Genomic DNA, 17977 nt, shown 5'->3' on the forward strand with positions numbered 1-17977 from the left:
ACCATGCAATAGCAAGTAAATACACAATCCATAAACTACTAGAGGCCCCCTTTTTAAATGAAAACTGTGAAATCGATACTACTTATTTTGATGCCTGTCTGGTTATTATTGCTACCGGCATCCAGTTATGGACGCCATGCTGCGATAATAATTGATGCGGATAACGGTAGCGTATTGCACGAAGAAAACGCAACTCACTCATGGTTTCCGGCTTCACTTACCAAACTGATGACACTTTACATGACCTTTGATGCGTTACAAGCAGGTCAAATTCATCTTTACGATACTTTAACAACATCCAATCATGCCTCACGCCAACCCAATAGCAAACTGGGCTTGAGGCAAGGTGAATCATTAACGGTTCAAGAAGCGATATTAGCGCTTATTACCCGCTCTGCCAATGATGCCTCTGTCGTTTTGGCCGAACATATTGGCGGTACTGAAGAAAGCTTTGCTGTTAAAATGACCACCAAGGCACATAATCTGGGCATGTACGATACCCACTTTATGAATGCAACCGGCCTCCCCCATCAATGGCAAGTCACAACTTCTCGTGACATGGCGATACTGGCATGGAAGACACAACGAAACTTCCCTAACTATTATCCTTATTTTGCTGCACACAGCTTTAATTTTAAGGGCCGTGAACTACGCGGAATCAACAAATTTACCGCCAGTTATCCTGGCGCTGAAGGTATGAAAACCGGGTTTACTTGTGGCTCCGGTTACAATCTTATTTCTGCCGCCAGTCAAAATGGCAAGCATCTGATCGGGGTAATATTAGGTGGAATGACGAGTGCAGAACGTTATCAGTTAATGATCAGCATGATGAATAATGGTTTTGCCAATAAATTCCCCCCTTATCCCGCTAAAAATATCACTACCATGGTCAGCAATTCAGCGGGTACACCACCCTATCAACTGGGTTGCGGAAATATAGCACCTACCGCCATAGGTTCCAACGATAATAGCAATAAAAAAGCACATATCAATCAGAGTCGACACACAAGCAATCGCAAAAATTTTAAGAAAACCAAGGTTAGCAGTAAAAGTAAAGTTGTCAGTCACAAAAAAGTTATTATCAAGAGCAAGAAAACTGCCAGTAAAATCAAGCCTAAATCCAGTAAAACCCGCTATCATCGATAGCTATTATCTAAAACATCATAAGATAATTTGCTGCCAGAAAACGTACATCAAATAAAATCAACTTGTTTCATGTACGTTTGTAAAGCCTGTAATCATTAGCCTAAAAATACTATATCTCTTAACTGTTTCGACCTTCCACACAACTTGTTAGAGTAAATCTTATTATCAAAAGCGTCATCATGACAGGATATAACATGAAGTTTTCAGGAAATGCCAGACAGCCTAAAACAAAAGTCATTACGACCCAAGGCTGAATTAAGCTTTTTTTGGAAAGGGATAGCATAAAACCAAAACTTTCCTCATCAATTTTATGCCGCTGGCTAATAAAAAATAATGATACAAAAGCAGCAATCAGTGCAAAATAAAGCGGATAGAAAAAAAATATCGGTGAATCATTGTTAAACAACGGCTTCCAATAACCAAACCAAACCAACAAGATACTGCTGGAAAAAATATCGTAACAAATTATGACCGATATTTTTTTAAAAATACTGGTCATAATACTGACAATAGCAATCGCTAAACTAATATAAGTCACCAACTGCTCTGCCAGTAGGACTTGTAATGGACTGGCCGTTTCCACCAGAAAACAAAGTCCAAGGCTAAAAACAATAAAAATCGGCATGGCGGTCAGTTAATATCCATAAAAAGTATCATTAAAAATATAGACTGGAAGCTTCCAGACTATGAAGATGTATTAATCGACAATAACAACTCAACCCGCCAAAGGCTTACAACAAGTATTATTGTTAATACCCATATACGGTTTAGTGTAGCCATATCAACTATCATAATGTATATCGTGAAGTCAATTCCAATTAGTTCGTTACCGAACAGACCAAGTTCTGCCTCGTGTGTAGAATCTATGTCCAATGATAGAAAATAGTATTTTGAACCTCTTCATGGCTAATTTATCAGGAGATTCTCATGATAAATACTTCGGACAGCTTTGATTGTGCTACTTTACCAATAACAAAGCTTGTGGGGAATTAAATCAAACTTATGCAAAATACAAGGCTGTATTAAATATAAGTAAACTGTCGGCTAACCTATCGTAATGTAAGATAGCTTGCAATTAAGAACTCACTTGTGTTGATGTTATTTATGCTGATAAATTTTCTATACCTTAGAAAAATAAAAGAAATTGATATAAGCCGTTATTTAGCGTTAAATATGCTCATTTATTTTTCAATAATATTTAATTGACGGACCTATAAAGTCGGTAGTGTGACAGGTTATATTAGAGTGTATCCACTAAAAACAAAGAATAAAATGATGAGTGTCTAATACACACATCGGGTAATGCTACATAGCAACAATACTAACCATCCAGGAAAAGATTAATCATGAGTACACAAAAAACCACTATCCATAAACCGCTATTACTGAGTAGCCTGGTCATTTCGGTTACCTTGGCAGGTTGTGCATCAGCGCCAACGACTGTCGAACCTGAACAAAATGATCCTTGGGTAGGTTGGAACCGGGGTACTCAATCGTTCAATGACAATCTCGACAAAGCTATTATAAAACCAATGGCAAAAGGCTATCTATGGATAACCCCAGACTTTGTTGATGAAGGTGTAACCAATTTTTTCAGTAACATTAACGATATTGGCGTAACTATCAACGATGTATTGCAATTTAAGATGGCACAAAGTGGCATGGATGCAGGTCGTTTTCTGATTAACACAACAGCAGGCGTTGCCGGTTTTATTGACGTAGCAACCATGATTGATCTGCCTAAGCATAAAGAAGATTTTGGACAGACCCTAGGTTTCTGGGGAGTTCCATCAGGTAACTATCTGGTATTGCCACTCTTTGGTCCAAGTTCACCCAGAGATACGATTGGCCTGGTTGGCGATGCGTTATTTAATCCATTGACTTATGTTTCGATATTTGGCGGTGCTGCAGCAACTGCAGCAACAGCAGGTTCCAAAGTTCTTGATGTGACCGATAAACGCGCAAATTTGATGACCACGGAAAAAATTCTTGATGAAGGTGCGGTCGATCGTTACGACTTTATTAAAAACTCTTATGAACAAAATCGTGATTATCTTATTCATGATGGCAATCCTCCTGAAGATCCTGATTTGTTTGATGAGAACTTTGAACCCGGAACCAGTGATGGAACCACTGATGGAAAAGGTTCTTCAAACACAGCACCTGCAAATAACAGTGCTAAAGGCAGTAATAAATCAAATGGTTCAAAATCACCAGCGACTGATAAAAAACCTGGCCACTATTTGGACTTGTCAGAACCCAAATAAATAGCCGCCGTTGGCAAATAAATTACCTTATTCTCGTCACTGGTTAGATAATCTGTAACCAGTCGGTTTAAGGTAATTAGCCCTATTACCCTCTCCCTGACCAAATTAACAACCGACAATTTATACGATAACATAGCAATACCCCCTAAAACAAAGGAGTATGAAATGAAATCACAAGAACTGGTTAAAGTATGGGATCTTCCACTTAGAATTTTTCACTGGCTATTGGTTGCCGGATTTGTTGTTGCTTACCTGACTGAAGATAACTTGTTAACAATTCATGTTTGGGCGGGCTATCTGGTATTTGGTTTACTGGTATTTAGGTTAATCTGGGGATTTATAGGCAATGATTATGCCAGATTCTCCAATTTTTTATGTAGCCCCGCTCAGTCAATCGCCTATATCAAAGACCTGATTGCCTTAAATGCTCAACGTTTTCTTGGCCACAACCCTGCCGGTGCCGCCATGATTATGTTATTACTCGTCAGCCTGCTACTGACATCCATCACAGGATTTGCTGTTTATGGTGCAGATCAGGGGGCAGGACCATTAGCCGGCATCATAACCTCCAGTAATGAAGATTTATGGGAAGAAACGCATGAATTCTTTGCCAACTTTACGCTATTTTTGGTGCTTGTACATATCGTCGGGGTAATCATTGAAAGTGTTATACACCACGAAAATCTGGCAAAAGCAATGTGGAACGGCCTTAAAAAACCTGAAGAAAAATAAGCCATTCCAAGCTGTATTATATCGATTTAAACTATTACTGCTTTTTTCACGATCAAGACCATGCAGGCTTTAGCACCGAAAAGCAAATGCGGCAATCACCGTCTTGAGTATTGACTACGCTAACCCAACAATACCAAAAACATGACCAACTCGGCTAAAGAACAGCAAGTTGTAGCCACTTCAAAGTATGAAAATGGCATTGCCATTTTGAGCATACTCGGTATTGGTTGCTATCTGATGCTAAGGTATGTTTTTGATATGGGTCATGACGTTTATACACTATCCGTCAATACTGCCTTAACGTCAGCCATTTCATCGCTATATCAGGGACAGGCAACCTTTTCTACTGCATTGCTACAACTACCACTCCTGACGGTTTTGCTGCTCGGTGGTATGCCTTTACTTTATCAGCTCACCGTAAAACTATACCATGGCGATTTTGGTGCCGATTTACTGGCAGGAATATCCATCGTTACGGCAATCGTGCTGGATGAATATCTGGCCGGGAGTCTCTTGGTATTAATGCTCTCGGGCGGAGCTGCACTGGAACATTATGCCGTGCGTAAAGCGTCTTCAGTACTTGAAGCGCTGGCAAAACGTATGCCGTCAGTAGCACATAGAAAATCAGTTGATGCACTAACCGACATCACTACAGAACAGGTAAATATCAACGATATTTTATTGGTACTGCCTCATGAAATTTGTCCCGTTGACGGTACCGTTCTGGAAGGAACCGGCACCATGGATGAATCCTATTTAACCGGCGAGCCTTATATGATGTCGAAAACCATAGGTTCACTGGTCATATCCGGTGCGATTAACGGTGATTCAGCCTTAACTATTCGTGCGGATAAACTTTCTGTTGATTCCCGTTATGCAAAAATCATGGAAGTCATGCGCTCTTCCGAGCAATATCGTCCCAACATCAGACGACTGGGCGATCAACTGGGCGCGTTGTATACGCCATTAGCCGTACTCATTGCCTTGGTTGCCTGGCTAATCAGTGATGATGTCGTTCGTTTTCTGGCCGTATTGGTTGTTGCCACGCCCTGCCCTTTGCTAATTGGCATACCCGTTACCATTATCAGCTCAATTTCGCTGGCAGCCAGGCGGGAAATTATTATCAAAAATCCGGCTATTCTGGAAACGATAGGTACCTGCCGTACCGCCATTTTTGATAAAACCGGCACACTAACCTATGGTCGCCCCTCGTTAACGGGTTTGATACCCGGAAAAAACCAGACTGAGCAAGACGTATTAACCCTAACAGCCAGCCTGGAACGTTATTCAAAACATCCACTTTCAGGCGCAATTATTAAAGCCGCAGAAAAAGCTGGATTATCTTTATTAAGTGTGACCAATATCGCCGAATTACCTGGTAAAGGCCTTACCGGTACTGTGATGGGTAAACAGATACAAATTACCAGCCGTAAAAATTTTATTGAAACAGCACTGACTGGTATTGAAGAATTACCGCCCCTGTCGGGAGGCCTTGAATGTGTTGTACTAATTAATGGAAATTATGCCGGAACGCTGCAATTTCGTGACGAAGTTCGCACTGACAGCTCTTCCTTCATCAATCACTTGCAGCCCAATCACTTATTTGAACGGGTGATGCTGGTATCCGGGGACAGAGAATCCGAAGTACGCTATCTGGCAGAACAAGTTGGCATTAAACATGTTTACTTTAGCCAAAGCCCTGAACAGAAACTGGAATTGGTACGCAAAGAAACCAAAATGGCAAAAACCATATTTCTGGGTGACGGTATCAATGATGCTCCGTCGTTAACGGCTGCGACTATTGGTATAGCCTTTGGCCAAAACAGTGATATTACCGGCGAATCAGCGGATGCAGTAATCATGGATAGCTCGTTGTTAAAAGTCGATGAGCTGTTTCATATCGGTGAGCGAATGCGAAGTATTGCCTTGCAAAGCGCGCTAGGCGGTATGGCGTTAAGCTTGATCGGTATGGGTTTTGCCGGCTTGGGTTATTTGTCGCCGGTAGCGGGAGCCGTAACCCAGGAAATTATTGATGTACTGGCTGTTTTAAATGCTTTAAGAGCCGCCATTCCGCCAAAAACACTCTCGGATTTTTGATAAATTTATAATGCGCAGTTATCTTCAAAGGCAAGCTATAAAGATCTTCTGTTTAAAGCTTAAAATGCACGAGTACTGTTCTAAAAGTATCCGTTGATATCGTCACCGATCCGGTAAACGGGAAGTCAAGCGTCATAATGGTAAAAAGCGACAAGGCGACCAGAGTCGATAACATTGACGACATAATCAATTGAGCAATAAAATTTTCTGTCCCAAAAAATATCGTAAACAATATCGTAATCAAGCCACCAGATAACAATACAACCCAAAGAATCGGCGGAATCCCCGGCCCTGCGGCCAATATCCGCTCACGTCGCAGTTCAGCGGCTTCATTTAATTTCACCACGGATTGTTCAAAAAATATTGCCTGACTTTCATTTTCAGGCAAAAAAGACGTATAAAGATCCCAAATTATATCGGAAGCGGCCTGCACCTTTTCGCTGCGCTTCCCAACTGCCAGTGTCGTCCATTCATCGTTAACAATGGCAGAGGCATAATTTCTTAGCGCTAATCTCACAGCATTCTTAAAAACAGGCGGAAAACCGGTAGAATCCCGGTAGAGATCTTCAATACAAATAGCTTCTTGGGCAACATTTCTGTCAGCCCTGGCAAAGTTTTGCCAAGAGACAATAACCATAAAAGCCAGCAATACCGCATAAATAACGCCGATGGTAGAGAAGATAAAACCTGCCACATCGTTATGGGTTTTAAGCTTGTGAAAGGGAATAAATCTTCTGACCATAAAAAGCGAACCTATGGTCACCCCAAGAAATAAGCCGATCACTAAAATCGCCAGAATAGAGCTTGGGACGTAAAACAACAACCATTGATTTAAAGGCATGTGTTTCTCCTAAAAAATAAATGCTATCTGTTGGTCGTTTATGTGTCAATACGGATATTTACCAATATCGTTCGATATAGATTATTTATCTAAAAATATATACGTAAAAACATAATCAGAAAATGTAGCATATTATCATCAGCTACTTCATAGCGCTGATAAGTCGGGCAAACAACTCGACTTGTGGCCAATCGGTAAATTCAATAACGGCCAGGGGATCTGTCGGACCTTTGGTCACACACATAATCAGCCTGATTAGTAAACGGTCAAAAAACCGATAACTTGGATAATCAAGCTTACCGGCAAAAACTGCCTGTTCTTTAGGTTTCCAGACTATTTGTTTAAGAAATTTTTGCAGATAAGGATTGTTTCCCGGCCTGCATTTATCGTGTTTACGGGCAACCAAACTCACCGAAAAAAAAGCATTCGGTTTACTGTCCAATAACCGTCTGTTTTTCTCAATAAACGCAATAACTTGCGAACTGTGATGTCCGTAGCGGATACTGGCACCTATCACGATTTTATCAAACTTCGCCAAATCCGGTTGGGGAGCTTCATTAACCGAAACGACGGTAACCAGATGCGCTTCTTGCTCAATGACAACTCGCAGTCGATGACAAATTTTTTGAGTTTGTCCGTCAGTGCTTGAATAAACGATAAGGATGTTGGCCATATTGCGAACCTTAACCTATACTCCGCACGGAGTATGATTTCACTAAAAAAGAACTTGAAAACATTTTCAGCTCACCTCTTGTCGACTTCCTGTTAACGTCTGACAAATGACCAGACTAAGACAACAATCAACCCAGCCCATCCATTGACTGGAAACTGTTGACTTTAACTGGTTTTTTTAAATCAAGCTTCAAATATTAGTAAGCCGTCATCATGCACTGCAATTATTCTACTGTTGAACATGTTGGCTTAATAAGCGCCCATAAAATCGCCTTTACCAACTTCCAGTCCATTATGCCGCAAAATATCATAGGCAGTGGTGACGTGGAAGAAAAATTGCGGCAACCCGTAGTTGCAAAGGTAGGTATTACCAAGCAATTTTTTCTCTTTTGGTGTACCTGGACGCAACACGATTTCACGACTGTCACTACCTTCAAATTGCTCAGGTGTCAGACTTTCGATAAACGCCAGGGCCTTGGCAATTCGTTCTTGTAATTCAGAAAATGTCTGTTCATTAGTATCATAAGCAGGTACCTCAATACCCGCCAACCGGGCAGTTACACTCATGGCAAAATCAGCGGCAATTTGTACTTGACGGTTCAAAGGGAACATATCAGGAAACAGCCGCGCATCCAGTAATACTTGCGGTTCAAATTTTTTTTCAGTGGCGTGTTCTTCCGCTTTGATCAAAATAGCGCTGAGGCTGGTCAATAACTGTTTAAAAACGGGTACAGACGTGGTGTACATATAATTGGACATAGATTTTGCTCGGTTAATTGATTACAGTTATTGTTTTATACTGGCGATAAGTATCTCATGGATAGGCTGGGTTTGGTAAATTCAACACGGAGTCGATCCACAAGGTAACCACCTATAAAATTAAACATTGATAAAACCACATTACTTTATGTAGGGAGTAACATGCGAAATTAATTCATGGCTCTGAATCACTCACGGATGTTATGCAGATAATTATATAGTCAGCGTTAGTGTCGTTAACATAAACAGACCGGTAAAAATCAGTCAAATACAATAACCGGCGTACCGTCTTTGATATTTTCGTAAAGCCATTGTGACGTTGCTATGGATATTCGGACACAACCATGAGATACATTGTCAGCTGGAACCAACGGTGAACCATGAATGGCAAATCCGCCATTAAAATACAGCGGGTTATAAAGTTTGCCCAGATCACTTTCGCGCCAACCGGAAATTCTCCACTGAATGCGAAACTTGCCACGCGGCGTGCGAGCCACGCCGCAAATCCGCTCTCCCGACTTTTTTGATATTTCGCAATATTTGCGATTTGAACCCGTTGATACCGCAATAACACGATTGAGTCCTTGCTTATCAAAAAACAGGAGTACCTGACGCGTAAGATTTATCTCGATACGCGGCAAACCCATTTCAGGATGCTCCCCTGAAGGAATTACTGCTTTTAGCAAGGCTACTTGTGTTTTCAACGTATACGTGCCGGTGCGCTTTAACCTTGCATATTTTTGAAACGCCACAACGCCCTGCCACATCTGTTGGTCGTAATATCCATCGACAGCCCCCACGTCGTAACGAAGTTCTGCAAGCCTTTTTTCCAGAGCCAATACCGCATCGCCTTGTGAGCCGACTTTAAGAACATTGAAGGTCGCAAACGATCCTGAATCAGGTGGTGGCGTTGGAGCGACTGTTGAAGTTGCTGGCGGTGTGCTTATACTCTCGGTAAGGTGTGTCGCTGGCGGTGGTGGCAATGCCTCTGCAGGTGCCGACGTTTTTAACCTGGAAACATTGTCCTTATTAATCGAAAACAGTGTCACGTCCTTTGCTTTTGGCAAATCAGCATAGAATCGTTGCACAGATTTTAGCGCAAGCGTAAGGCTACCACAACCGGTCAGCAATACGACGACTAGCAATGCAAATAAAGCTTTCATGATGAATTATTTATTTTGTTTGTGCTGATCTATGCTGCAATGGAACCAAAATGCACTATTTATCGCTTTAAACAGGCAAGTTTACAGAAACAACAGCAATATCTCATAGCATTTACAATCCATTCGCTATTGTAATCCACACAGACTAACAAACGATACCATTGATCTAGCTATTAAGATATAGAGTCCGAAGTTGATTTAAGCGACATTACTTTCTGTCGGGCACGGTAATTGTCAATGTAGTTGTCGCCTCGACGGTTAAATCTTACTCTGGTTTGTTTTCTAAATAATCACTTCCTTGGTAGCATTTTTTTGTTTAGACCTTGTCTGGGTTAAGGTGGGCTGTCTGGATTTTTTCCCAATTACGGGAACTTCCAGTCCAGCGTTGCGGATGTTTAGCACGTGCTGCTTCGTAGACGACTTTACGGTTATCCAGAAGCTTGTCGTCCAAGCCTTCATGGCGTTGCGCTGGAGTAATAAACCGAATAGCGCTGTGACGATGCTCATGGTTGTACCATTCCACTAAGCTTGTGACCCACTGACGCGCTTCCGTAACATCGGCGAACGGCTTTAGCGGATAGTTAGGACGATATTTCAAGGTCTTAAACAACGATTCTGAGTACGGATTATCGTTGCTAACCGATGGCCGACTAAACGAAGGCATGACACCCAGTTGTTGCAAGGTCGCCAGCATAGTCGATCCCTTCATCGGACTGCCGTTGTCAGAATGCAGGATAAGCTGTTCTGCCTGTATCCCTTCACGATGACAGAGATCACGTAACAATTCGCCAGCCAAGGCGCTGTTTTCTTCTTCATACACCTGCCAACCGACGATCTTTCGGCTGAAAATATCAACAAATAGATACAGATAGAAAAACTGTCCACGGATCAGTGATGGCAGATAAGTAATGTCCCAACTGTACAGTTGATTAGGTGCTGTAGCACATGCCGCGCGTGGCTTTGTTCGTGTTTGAGCCGGACGTTCGCTACGCCGATGGGTAAGCTGTTTTTCCTCGCGCAGGATGCGATAGAAGGTCGACTCAGACGCCAGATAGCTACCTTGGTCGGCCAGTCGTGGCACGATCTGACTCGGTGGCAGATGACCAAATTCATCTGAATTAGCGACGATCAGCACCTCGGCACGCTCGATTGCTGTTAGTTTGTGTGGCGGTTGATAGTCACGCAAGGGGCGTTGATCGCAGTGAATCGTCTCACCTGTCTGCCAGCGTTGTAAGGTACGCTCACTAAGTCCTAATACTTCACAGGCTTTAGCTTGACGTGCTCCCGCAGTTACTGATTCATTAAGTAAAGCAATCACTTGTTCGCGCTCTTCGTGGCCAGTCATTCGACCTCTCCCCCCAAGAGCGCCCGGAACTTTTTTTGCAGTACCAACAGCGCTGCGGCTTCTGCTAAGGCTTTGTCTTTACGCAATAAATTGCGCTCAAGGCTTTGGACTTCTTCTTTCAATATACGCAGGACCCGCGCTTCTTCACGCTTGTCTACTAAGTCATCCTGGCGGCAGAAATCAGCTTTCCATTGTTCCAACTGATGAATAAAAACGCCGCGTTCACGACACCAGGCATTTAAGTCTTCACCGATCAAATTATAGGTTTTTTGTAAAGCAGTAAAGCGTTCTTCAGAGCTCCAATCTTCGGGACGCTTTGATTTTAGCGGTGCAAGTTTGACGTCCTGTTCCTTCTGTTTCATCCAAGCCTTCAAGGTTGTTAAATGGATATTCAATTCGTTTGCGACGGACTGAACTGATTGGTCATTACTACGATTGTATACTTTTACCAGGGCCTGCTCTCTGAAGCCTACTGAATACCTTTTATATTTTTTCATTTCTACTCTCAAATTTTATTTTTTCTTAAAAGTTGAGGCGACAACTATTCTGACGCAGGGGGGGCATGCCATTGTGCGATTTGAAAGCAATGACCCGCACGGCATGCCCTACCATGTACTATAACTCTTTTCACAAGCACTAATGTGCGCTATCGTACTGACTGTGTTTAGTATTGTAGTTATAGTGGCATTGTAGTTTTGACTCCCTCAAGAAATACCCGAAACTGGGGAGCATTTGAAACCTTACCCTACAGACTCTTAATTCTTGGGCTTACCTTAAACCTTACAAAGGTTTTTAGCTTACCGGAATAAATACTTAATTGGAGATTTACTCATGAAACAACTTATCAGATTTTTATCCGCATTTTTTTTGGCACTAACATTATTGACTGCCGTGGGTTGTGCATCAACGCAAAAGCATGAGGCAACCGGCGAATACGTTGATGACAGCATCATCACCAGTAAGGTTAAGGCAGCCATACTCAATGAGCCGGGGTTAAATTCTGCGGAGATTAACGTTGAAACTTTCAAAGGCATCGTGCAATTGAGTGGCTTTGTAAGTTCGAGTGCCGATATTAACAAAGCAGTTACACTAACACGTGATGTTGGCGGCGTAAAGTCAGTAAATAATGACATGAAACTTAAATAGATAAGGAAACCATTATGGAAACAATTAAAAAAGCATCCAAATCTGCACATGAGACGGTTGATAAAATCGCCAATGCAAGTAATCAGGCAGCGGAAACTATCAACGAAAAAAGTGCAGAACTAAAAATTGCCGAACAGCAACTGGTAGAAACTTGCCGTGGTTATGTCCGCGACAACCCCATAGCATCGCTGGGTATCGCGGCAGCGGCCGGCTTTTTTCTGAGTCGTCTGTTAAGCAAACGTTAAATCGTAAATTATGATGGACCCGGATGCTCTGGAACAAAAAACCCATGAGCAGGATGCAAAGGGTAACGATCCATTAAGCAATTTCGGCATATTTAAAGATGGCCAAGCATTATGGTACGAACTGCGTGGCTTAATTCTGGCTCGCTTTCAGCTTGCCATACTGGAGACACAGCAGGCCGGTAATAGCCTCGTAACCATGCTTATTGCCGGGGTGATAATCGCCATCTTGCTGGGCAGTGCATGGTTGGGCTTAGTGGCTGCTGCCGCTGTCTGGCTGGTCGAGAATAACGTGGTAATGGCTAGTAGTGCCATTCTGTTGGCGGTCGCTTTAAATTTGTTGCTTGCGATAATTCTATGTGGCGTTATACGCTGCAAGAGTCGCAATCTGCAATTTCCGGCGACCCTTCGCGCCCTTGAGCCAAAATCCCCAGAGAGTCCAAATACGGAGAAGTTATGATGAAGACCTGCCTAAGTAAGTCCAAGTCTCTTAAGGCCCAAATCAACGCTATGGAGCAGATCGTCTTAATCCGTCAACGCAAGGTCAGTGTTCGCACCACGATATTAATTGGTAAAATACACCAACAAATGACCACTCCGACAACTCTGCTACTGGCGGGTGGCATCGGCTTTATCATTGGCGAACTTACCAAACGGAGGACTCCAGGCAGCGGCAGTCATACCGATCAGTCAATCACTACCGAAACCTCACCCTTAACAACTGCACTTAACCTGATTGTCTCGGCACATACCTTATACATGGCTTTACCTGTAGCCTGGATAATGCAGACCTTCAATCAATCAAGAGCCTCTTCAGATAAACAAGCTCATCCGGCACCAAACAATATCAATGACCACGAAAATCATCGAAGCTCAATGCACTAGTTGCTGGCTGTTTTTTCAAAAGCTAGATGATTATAAATGGCTACAAAAGAGAATTTACTTACCGAAGCAGGCGTACATAATCGACATTTTAGCCGACACGATCCTAAATAAAATTAACGTTAAATCGCCAATTAATAATTAAAGGAAAAATCATGAAAACTAAAGACGAATACATAGAAAATCTGGCATCAGATCTGAAAGAGTGGAGCGCTCAAATTGATGTTTTAGCTGCCAAGACAGAAAAAGCATCGGCAGATGCAAAGCTTAAGTACACCGAAGAGCTCAACGACTTACGAGCCAAACAGGATGCAGCAACTGAAAAAATGAAGGAGCTGAAGGAAGCTGGTGGTGATTCTTGGGATACGGTTAAAGAGACTGCCGATAAGGTCTGGAATGACCTCAGCAAAGGCTTGACCAGCGCCGTTTCCAAATTTAAGTAAGTTAATGACTAACTTGTCTTATGGTTCTGCTATGCCGATAGCAAACTAATGCAGGATATCGTACAGGCAGGGTCAGCAGCTCTTGCTGCCAATCTTTTTTTACTTTATTTATTAGGATAATCACCATGAACCTGAATATTGCAGCCGAACCTTTGCTGGCACTTGTGATAGGTATATTAATTTTACTGGTACCACGATTTTTAAATTATTTTGTCGCTGTCTATTTGATAGTGGTAGGTGTCTTGGGACTAATGCACCATAACCTCACTTAAGATATAGCTATCTACACAAATACTGCTATTCCCTCTCCAACAGGACAGGGAGCAGCAGTATTTTGTAACACTTTGTTTTTATAGTACGAAAAATAATATTAACACCCATGCGGTTGAGACAAAAATCATTACCTCGTCGGTTTGGTATAAGTTTTTAGTTTAACGTTTTTGTCTTAATAGGAGTACCGTTCATAGCACATGGCACAATTTTACAACTACTCCCAACAATTGAAGTCTAAAATTGTTGAGGGGTCATTAACTTGCCAGCAACCTGTAAAAGCCCCAATTGAAAAATATTAAAGATCTATCTCGATGCCGACCGGACAATGATCCGATCCGGTAATATCCGGCAGAATAAAAGCCTGCTTGACTTTATCGACCAGAACTTTGCTGGTCAGCACATAATCAATCCGCCAACCGACGTTTCTTGCCCTGGCACCCCCGCGATAACTCCACCAACTGTAAGCGATGGTATCCGGGTGAAAATGCCGATAACTATCGACCAATCCGGCATCGACAAACCCGCTGAAACCGTCGATTTCAACTTGCGTATATCCCGCCGATTTATTGTAATTAGGTTTTGGACGAGCGATATCAATTTCCTGATGCGCGACATTAAAATCACCGCAGATAATGAGCGGTTTTTTGCTTTTCAGTTGCAGGCAATAAGCCAGAAAGTCAAGATCCCAGCTATGCCGATAATCCAGTCGTGCCAAGGCCTCGCCCGAATTTGGTACATAAACATTCAGCAGAAAAAAATGTTCAAACTCGGCAACCATCACGCGACCTTCCCGGTCGTGCTCGGCAATACCCATATCATGGATAACTTGCAGCGGTGCCTGCCGGGATAACAGTGTAACCCCCGAATAGCCCTTGCGTTCGGCGCAGTTGGAATAAATATGATAGCCCTCAATGCCCTCCAGAGCTTTTTCAACCTGATCTACCTGAGCCTTGTTTTCCTGCAATAAAATGCAATCGGCATCCAACTGCGCGAGCGTTTCAGCAAAGCCTTTGCCTTGTATCGAGCGAATGCCGTTGACATTCCAGGAAATTATTTTCATACGATGATTGCGCCTTCTAGGGTTGAAATTACACTTTCAACAGTGAAAATGTGTCTGACGCTATTGTAACCTTCTGCCTTTTGGCTAACCAGTCGTTTTCGGATTGATTTAAAAGTCAGTGCCCTTCATCAATAAAGGAGTTATACAATAAGGTGATGTTGTACGACTTGTTTGATCCTTTTTGTATCAATTGGCAGTGAGGTAAGCCCAAATATTTGACGCATTTAATGCACCAAATTGTCGGGTTACCTTAGGTGATTTCCTGCGAAGAATATACCCAATTTACTGGTCTTTTTATTTGTTTTCTGCGTTGTCAAAATAGTTACGTAGCCAGCTACGTGCCAATTTTACCGCTTTGAAAATAAACAAAAATCCTGCGCCACTTGGGTATATTCATTCTTGGATATCACCTTAACTCACCACTAACCTGCAAAACAATCCCAACGGCATTGCGCCAATGGTTATTTGATAAACAACATTTCTTGATAGGTTGGATAAGGCCACAATTCATCGGCAATTTCACCTTCAAGCGCATCGGCATAGTGACGCACGTCATCCATGAGTGGACGGATGGATTTTGCACAGAAGTGCATATGTTCTTCGGGTGTTGAAAAATCATGCTGACTGATAGCAGCGCTTAGTTTATCTACCGTCTCCATCATTGATGTCAGCATTGCTGCGATCTTGACCAACCGTTCATTATCCAGTTCGATACCGTTGCTTTTAAGACTGCTGATGGTAGCGGAAAGCTCGGACAAATATTTGACAACAGCGGGATAAATGCCGGTTTTTGCCATACTCACGACCAGTTTTGCTTCCACATCAATGGCGAGTATGTATTGCTCGGAATAAATTTCGAAGCGACTGGCCAGTTCAACCGGTGATAATACGCCAAGCTTGTCGAATAATTCCTCAATATAGGCTTCTTTTAAAACCGGTAACGCATCGGCTGTTGTTTTAAGATTAGCCAAGCCACGTTCTTCAACCGCCATTTTATGCCACTCGGCGGAATAGCCGTTACCACCGAAGACAACTGCGCCATGCTGATCGATTAATTCTTTCAGTGTTTTAAGGATTGCCGTATCAAGATCAGCCCCTTGACTTATATTGCTTTCCAGAGTGTCGGCAACCCAGTTAAGTGAATCAGCCAACATCGTGTTCATAGCCACCAGAGGACCTGCGACCGATTGCCCGGAACCAACAGCACGAAATTCAAAACGGTTACCGGTAAAGGCAAAAGGCGAGGTACGATTTCTATCGCCCGAATCTTTATTAAAAACAGGCAAGGTATTGATACCCAAATTCATAACGCCAGCGTTTAGTGAGCCGGTTATCTTGCCATTGCTGATTTGCTCGAAGACATTATCAAGTTGCGACCCCAGATAAACAGACATGATGGCCGGTGGTGCTTCGTTGGCACCCAGACGGTGATCATTACTTGCCGTTGCGATAACGGCACGTAATAGTGGCCCGTATTTGTGGACACCACGAATAACTGCGCCGCAGAACAGTAAAAACTGGGTATTGGAATGCGGTGTGGTACCCGGATCAAGCAAATTGCCTTGGCTTGCATTACCGACTGACCAGTTAACATGCTTACCTGATCCGTTAATGCCTTTAAACGGTTTTTCATGCAGCAGACAGACCAGACCATGTTTTTTGGCGGTATTTTTTAATACCGTCATCAGTAATTGCTGATGATCCGTTGCTACATTGGCTGCTTCAAAAAAGGGTGCAATCTCAAATTGTCCGGGAGCCACTTCGTTATGCCTGGTTTTGGCAGGAATACCCAAACGATATAACTGTTCCTCAGCATCCTGCATATACACCTGGATGCGTTCAGGTATCGCGCCGAAATAATGATCGTCAAATTGCTGGCCTTTAGCCGCCGATGCGCCAAACAAGGTTCTCCCTGCCAGCAGCAAATCCGGACGATTATTGACAAAATTAGCATCGACCAGAAAGTATTCCTGTTCAGCTCCGCAACTGGAATTAACGGGCGCAATGTCAGTGTGACCAAGAAGCGACAAGACTCTCTGGGCGGCTTTATTCATCGCGGCATTGGCACGCAGCAACGGCGTTTTTTTATCCAGTGCCTCGCCAGTCCAGGAAACAAAAACCGTTGGAATACAAAGCGTAGCACCGTTGTCAGTTGTCATGATATAAGCAGGACTGGTAACATCCCATGCGGTATAGCCGCGCGCTTCAAAAGTCGAGCGTATGCCGCCATTCGGAAAGGATGAACCATCCGGCTCGCCTTGCACCAGCACTTTGCCACTAAATTCAGAAATAACTGAACCATCACTTTGCACGGAAATAAAGCTATCGTGCTTTTCTGCCGTTGCATTGGTTAACGGATAAAATACATGAGCGTAATACAAGGCACCCTTGGACAGGGCCCAATCTTTCATTGCCAATGCCACGACATCGGCAATAGAGACGTCAAGTTCTGCACCGGCTTCTATGGTCTTTTTTACCGATTTAAAAACGTCTTTAGGCAGGCTTTCCTTCATCTTGCTTAGCGTAAACACATCACTCGCCCACAGATTACTGAGCGATTCCGGTGTTTTAGCCGGCATGGGTATTCGATTGGTAATGTTTTGTACAGCCTGAACGCGGGCACTATTTCCAGTCATTTTTATTCCCCTGTGTAATATTGAATGTCAATCAACAATAACAAAGCAATAATCGAACCAATATACTTATTTAAGCATATATGTCCCAAGAAGAAGCAATACAACACACAATAAGGTATACACACAAATTAACACGTACAATAAACGAGCATTTTCAGTGCAAAAAAAGGCGCTTTCCATTCAAATTGGTGCAAATTATCACGAATAGATTAACTTATGGTCTCTATTTAGAGCGGTCTTGTGCCAATGCAGGGCAATAAGGCTCAACGTTAA

17 protein-coding genes and 1 pseudogene are annotated in these 17977 nt (G+C 42.8%); 10 read left to right on the forward strand and 8 right to left on the reverse strand.

Annotated elements, in window-relative coordinates; all coding sequences use genetic code 11:
* The first annotated feature begins 57 nt into the window (after positions 1–57).
* On the forward strand, positions 58–1146 hold the full coding sequence (locus KKZ03_RS16130; protein ID WP_243217821.1) for a D-alanyl-D-alanine carboxypeptidase family protein: 1089 nt from the start codon (positions 58–60) through the stop codon (positions 1144–1146).
* A gap of 118 nt (positions 1147–1264) precedes the next feature.
* Here the strand turns inward: KKZ03_RS16130 and KKZ03_RS16135 are convergent, their stop codons facing one another.
* Positions 1265–1771, reverse strand: a complete 507-nt coding sequence (locus tag KKZ03_RS16135; protein ID WP_243217822.1) for a hypothetical protein — start codon at positions 1769–1771, stop codon at positions 1265–1267.
* A 721-nt stretch (positions 1772–2492) separates the two neighbouring features.
* On the opposite strand from KKZ03_RS16135, the gene KKZ03_RS16140 reads away from it, so the two are divergent.
* From KKZ03_RS16140 to KKZ03_RS16150, 3 genes are all read left to right on the forward strand, one after another.
* Positions 2493–3413, forward strand: a complete 921-nt coding sequence (locus KKZ03_RS16140) for a VacJ family lipoprotein (RefSeq protein ID WP_243217823.1) — start codon at positions 2493–2495, stop codon at positions 3411–3413.
* Between the two features lie 165 nt (positions 3414–3578).
* A complete protein-coding gene (locus KKZ03_RS16145; RefSeq protein ID WP_243217824.1) occupies positions 3579–4145 on the forward strand; it encodes a cytochrome b/b6 domain-containing protein in 567 nt (188 codons plus the stop codon).
* 141 nt (positions 4146–4286) lie between these two features.
* Complete coding sequence (locus KKZ03_RS16150; RefSeq protein ID WP_243217825.1) at positions 4287–6242, forward strand: heavy metal translocating P-type ATPase; 1956 nt, start codon at positions 4287–4289, stop codon at positions 6240–6242.
* A 52-nt stretch (positions 6243–6294) separates the two neighbouring features.
* On the opposite strand, the gene KKZ03_RS16155 is transcribed toward KKZ03_RS16150, so the two are convergent.
* From KKZ03_RS16155 to KKZ03_RS16175, 5 genes and pseudogenes are all read right to left on the reverse strand, one after another.
* On the reverse strand, positions 6295–7083 hold the full coding sequence (locus KKZ03_RS16155; protein WP_243217826.1) for a DUF4239 domain-containing protein: 789 nt from the start codon (positions 7081–7083) through the stop codon (positions 6295–6297).
* Positions 7084–7225: 142 nt separating this feature from the next.
* Positions 7226–7756 (reverse strand): menaquinone-dependent protoporphyrinogen IX dehydrogenase, encoded by a 531-nt coding sequence (gene hemG, locus KKZ03_RS16160; protein ID WP_243217827.1) that lies wholly within the window; start codon positions 7754–7756, stop codon positions 7226–7228.
* Positions 7757–8004: 248 nt separating this feature from the next.
* Positions 8005–8514, reverse strand: coding sequence for a DUF1993 family protein (locus KKZ03_RS16165; RefSeq protein ID WP_243217828.1), 510 nt, complete (start codon positions 8512–8514; stop codon positions 8005–8007).
* 260 nt (positions 8515–8774) lie between these two features.
* A complete protein-coding gene (locus KKZ03_RS16170; protein ID WP_243217829.1) occupies positions 8775–9677 on the reverse strand; it encodes a L,D-transpeptidase family protein in 903 nt (300 codons plus the stop codon).
* A 316-nt stretch (positions 9678–9993) separates the two neighbouring features.
* A pseudogene (locus KKZ03_RS16175) lies at positions 9994–11519 on the reverse strand (IS3 family transposase).
* A 334-nt stretch (positions 11520–11853) separates the two neighbouring features.
* On the opposite strand from KKZ03_RS16175, the gene KKZ03_RS16180 reads away from it, so the two are divergent.
* From KKZ03_RS16180 to KKZ03_RS16205, 6 genes are all read left to right on the forward strand, one after another.
* Positions 11854–12168 carry a BON domain-containing protein gene (locus KKZ03_RS16180; protein ID WP_243217830.1) on the forward strand — a complete coding sequence of 105 codons (315 nt, stop codon included), beginning with the start codon at positions 11854–11856 and terminating at the stop codon, positions 12166–12168.
* 14 nt (positions 12169–12182) lie between these two features.
* Positions 12183–12413 (forward strand): YqjD family protein, encoded by a 231-nt coding sequence (locus KKZ03_RS16185; RefSeq protein WP_243217831.1) that lies wholly within the window; start codon positions 12183–12185, stop codon positions 12411–12413.
* A gap of 10 nt (positions 12414–12423) precedes the next feature.
* Positions 12424–12870, forward strand: a complete 447-nt coding sequence (locus KKZ03_RS16190) for a phage holin family protein (RefSeq protein WP_243217832.1) — start codon at positions 12424–12426, stop codon at positions 12868–12870.
* On the forward strand, positions 12867–13295 hold the full coding sequence (locus KKZ03_RS16195; RefSeq protein ID WP_243217833.1) for a hypothetical protein: 429 nt from the start codon (positions 12867–12869) through the stop codon (positions 13293–13295). The genes KKZ03_RS16190 and KKZ03_RS16195 overlap by 4 nt, the downstream gene beginning before the upstream one ends.
* Positions 13296–13447: 152 nt before the next feature.
* Complete coding sequence (locus KKZ03_RS16200; RefSeq protein WP_243217834.1) at positions 13448–13735, forward strand: hypothetical protein; 288 nt, start codon at positions 13448–13450, stop codon at positions 13733–13735.
* Positions 13736–13866: 131 nt separating this feature from the next.
* A complete protein-coding gene (locus KKZ03_RS16205) occupies positions 13867–14007 on the forward strand; it encodes a DUF3096 domain-containing protein (RefSeq protein ID WP_243221656.1) in 141 nt (46 codons plus the stop codon).
* Between the two features lie 296 nt (positions 14008–14303).
* Here KKZ03_RS16205 and KKZ03_RS16210 read toward each other — a convergent pair whose 3' ends face one another.
* Positions 14304–15068, reverse strand: a complete 765-nt coding sequence (locus tag KKZ03_RS16210; protein ID WP_243217835.1) for an exodeoxyribonuclease III — start codon at positions 15066–15068, stop codon at positions 14304–14306.
* 461 nt (positions 15069–15529) lie between these two features.
* Positions 15530–17704, reverse strand: a complete 2175-nt coding sequence (locus tag KKZ03_RS16215; protein WP_243217836.1) for a glutamine synthetase III — start codon at positions 17702–17704, stop codon at positions 15530–15532.
* Positions 17705–17977 lie beyond the last annotated feature (273 nt).

This window comes from Methylobacter sp. S3L5C (assembly GCF_022788635.1).
GTDB lineage: Bacteria > Pseudomonadota > Gammaproteobacteria > Methylococcales > Methylomonadaceae > Methylobacter_C.

What these genes read in the sequence shown, in the direction of transcription:
- KKZ03_RS16185 (WP_243217831.1), top strand. Translation starts at nt 12,183, where the DNA reads ATGGAAACAATTAAAAAAGCATCCAAATCTGCACATGAGACGGTTGAT.
- KKZ03_RS16190 (WP_243217832.1), top strand. Translation starts at nt 12,424, where the DNA reads ATGATGGACCCGGATGCTCTGGAACAAAAAACCCATGAGCAGGATGCA.
- KKZ03_RS16200 (WP_243217834.1), top strand. Translation starts at nt 13,448, where the DNA reads ATGAAAACTAAAGACGAATACATAGAAAATCTGGCATCAGATCTGAAA.
- KKZ03_RS16150 (WP_243217825.1), top strand. Translation starts at nt 4,287, where the DNA reads ATGACCAACTCGGCTAAAGAACAGCAAGTTGTAGCCACTTCAAAGTAT.
- KKZ03_RS16140 (WP_243217823.1), top strand. Translation starts at nt 2,493, where the DNA reads ATGAGTACACAAAAAACCACTATCCATAAACCGCTATTACTGAGTAGC.
- KKZ03_RS16195 (WP_243217833.1), top strand. Translation starts at nt 12,867, where the DNA reads ATGATGAAGACCTGCCTAAGTAAGTCCAAGTCTCTTAAGGCCCAAATC.
- KKZ03_RS16155 (WP_243217826.1), bottom strand. Translation starts at nt 7,083, where the DNA reads ATGCCTTTAAATCAATGGTTGTTGTTTTACGTCCCAAGCTCTATTCTG.
- hemG (WP_243217827.1), bottom strand. Translation starts at nt 7,756, where the DNA reads ATGGCCAACATCCTTATCGTTTATTCAAGCACTGACGGACAAACTCAA.
- KKZ03_RS16130 (WP_243217821.1), top strand. Translation starts at nt 58, where the DNA reads ATGAAAACTGTGAAATCGATACTACTTATTTTGATGCCTGTCTGGTTA.
- KKZ03_RS16210 (WP_243217835.1), bottom strand. Translation starts at nt 15,068, where the DNA reads ATGAAAATAATTTCCTGGAATGTCAACGGCATTCGCTCGATACAAGGC.
- KKZ03_RS16135 (WP_243217822.1), bottom strand. Translation starts at nt 1,771, where the DNA reads ATGCCGATTTTTATTGTTTTTAGCCTTGGACTTTGTTTTCTGGTGGAA.
- KKZ03_RS16180 (WP_243217830.1), top strand. Translation starts at nt 11,854, where the DNA reads ATGAAACAACTTATCAGATTTTTATCCGCATTTTTTTTGGCACTAACA.
- KKZ03_RS16215 (WP_243217836.1), bottom strand. Translation starts at nt 17,704, where the DNA reads ATGACTGGAAATAGTGCCCGCGTTCAGGCTGTACAAAACATTACCAAT.
- KKZ03_RS16170 (WP_243217829.1), bottom strand. Translation starts at nt 9,677, where the DNA reads ATGAAAGCTTTATTTGCATTGCTAGTCGTCGTATTGCTGACCGGTTGT.
- KKZ03_RS16165 (WP_243217828.1), bottom strand. Translation starts at nt 8,514, where the DNA reads ATGTCCAATTATATGTACACCACGTCTGTACCCGTTTTTAAACAGTTA.
- KKZ03_RS16145 (WP_243217824.1), top strand. Translation starts at nt 3,579, where the DNA reads ATGAAATCACAAGAACTGGTTAAAGTATGGGATCTTCCACTTAGAATT.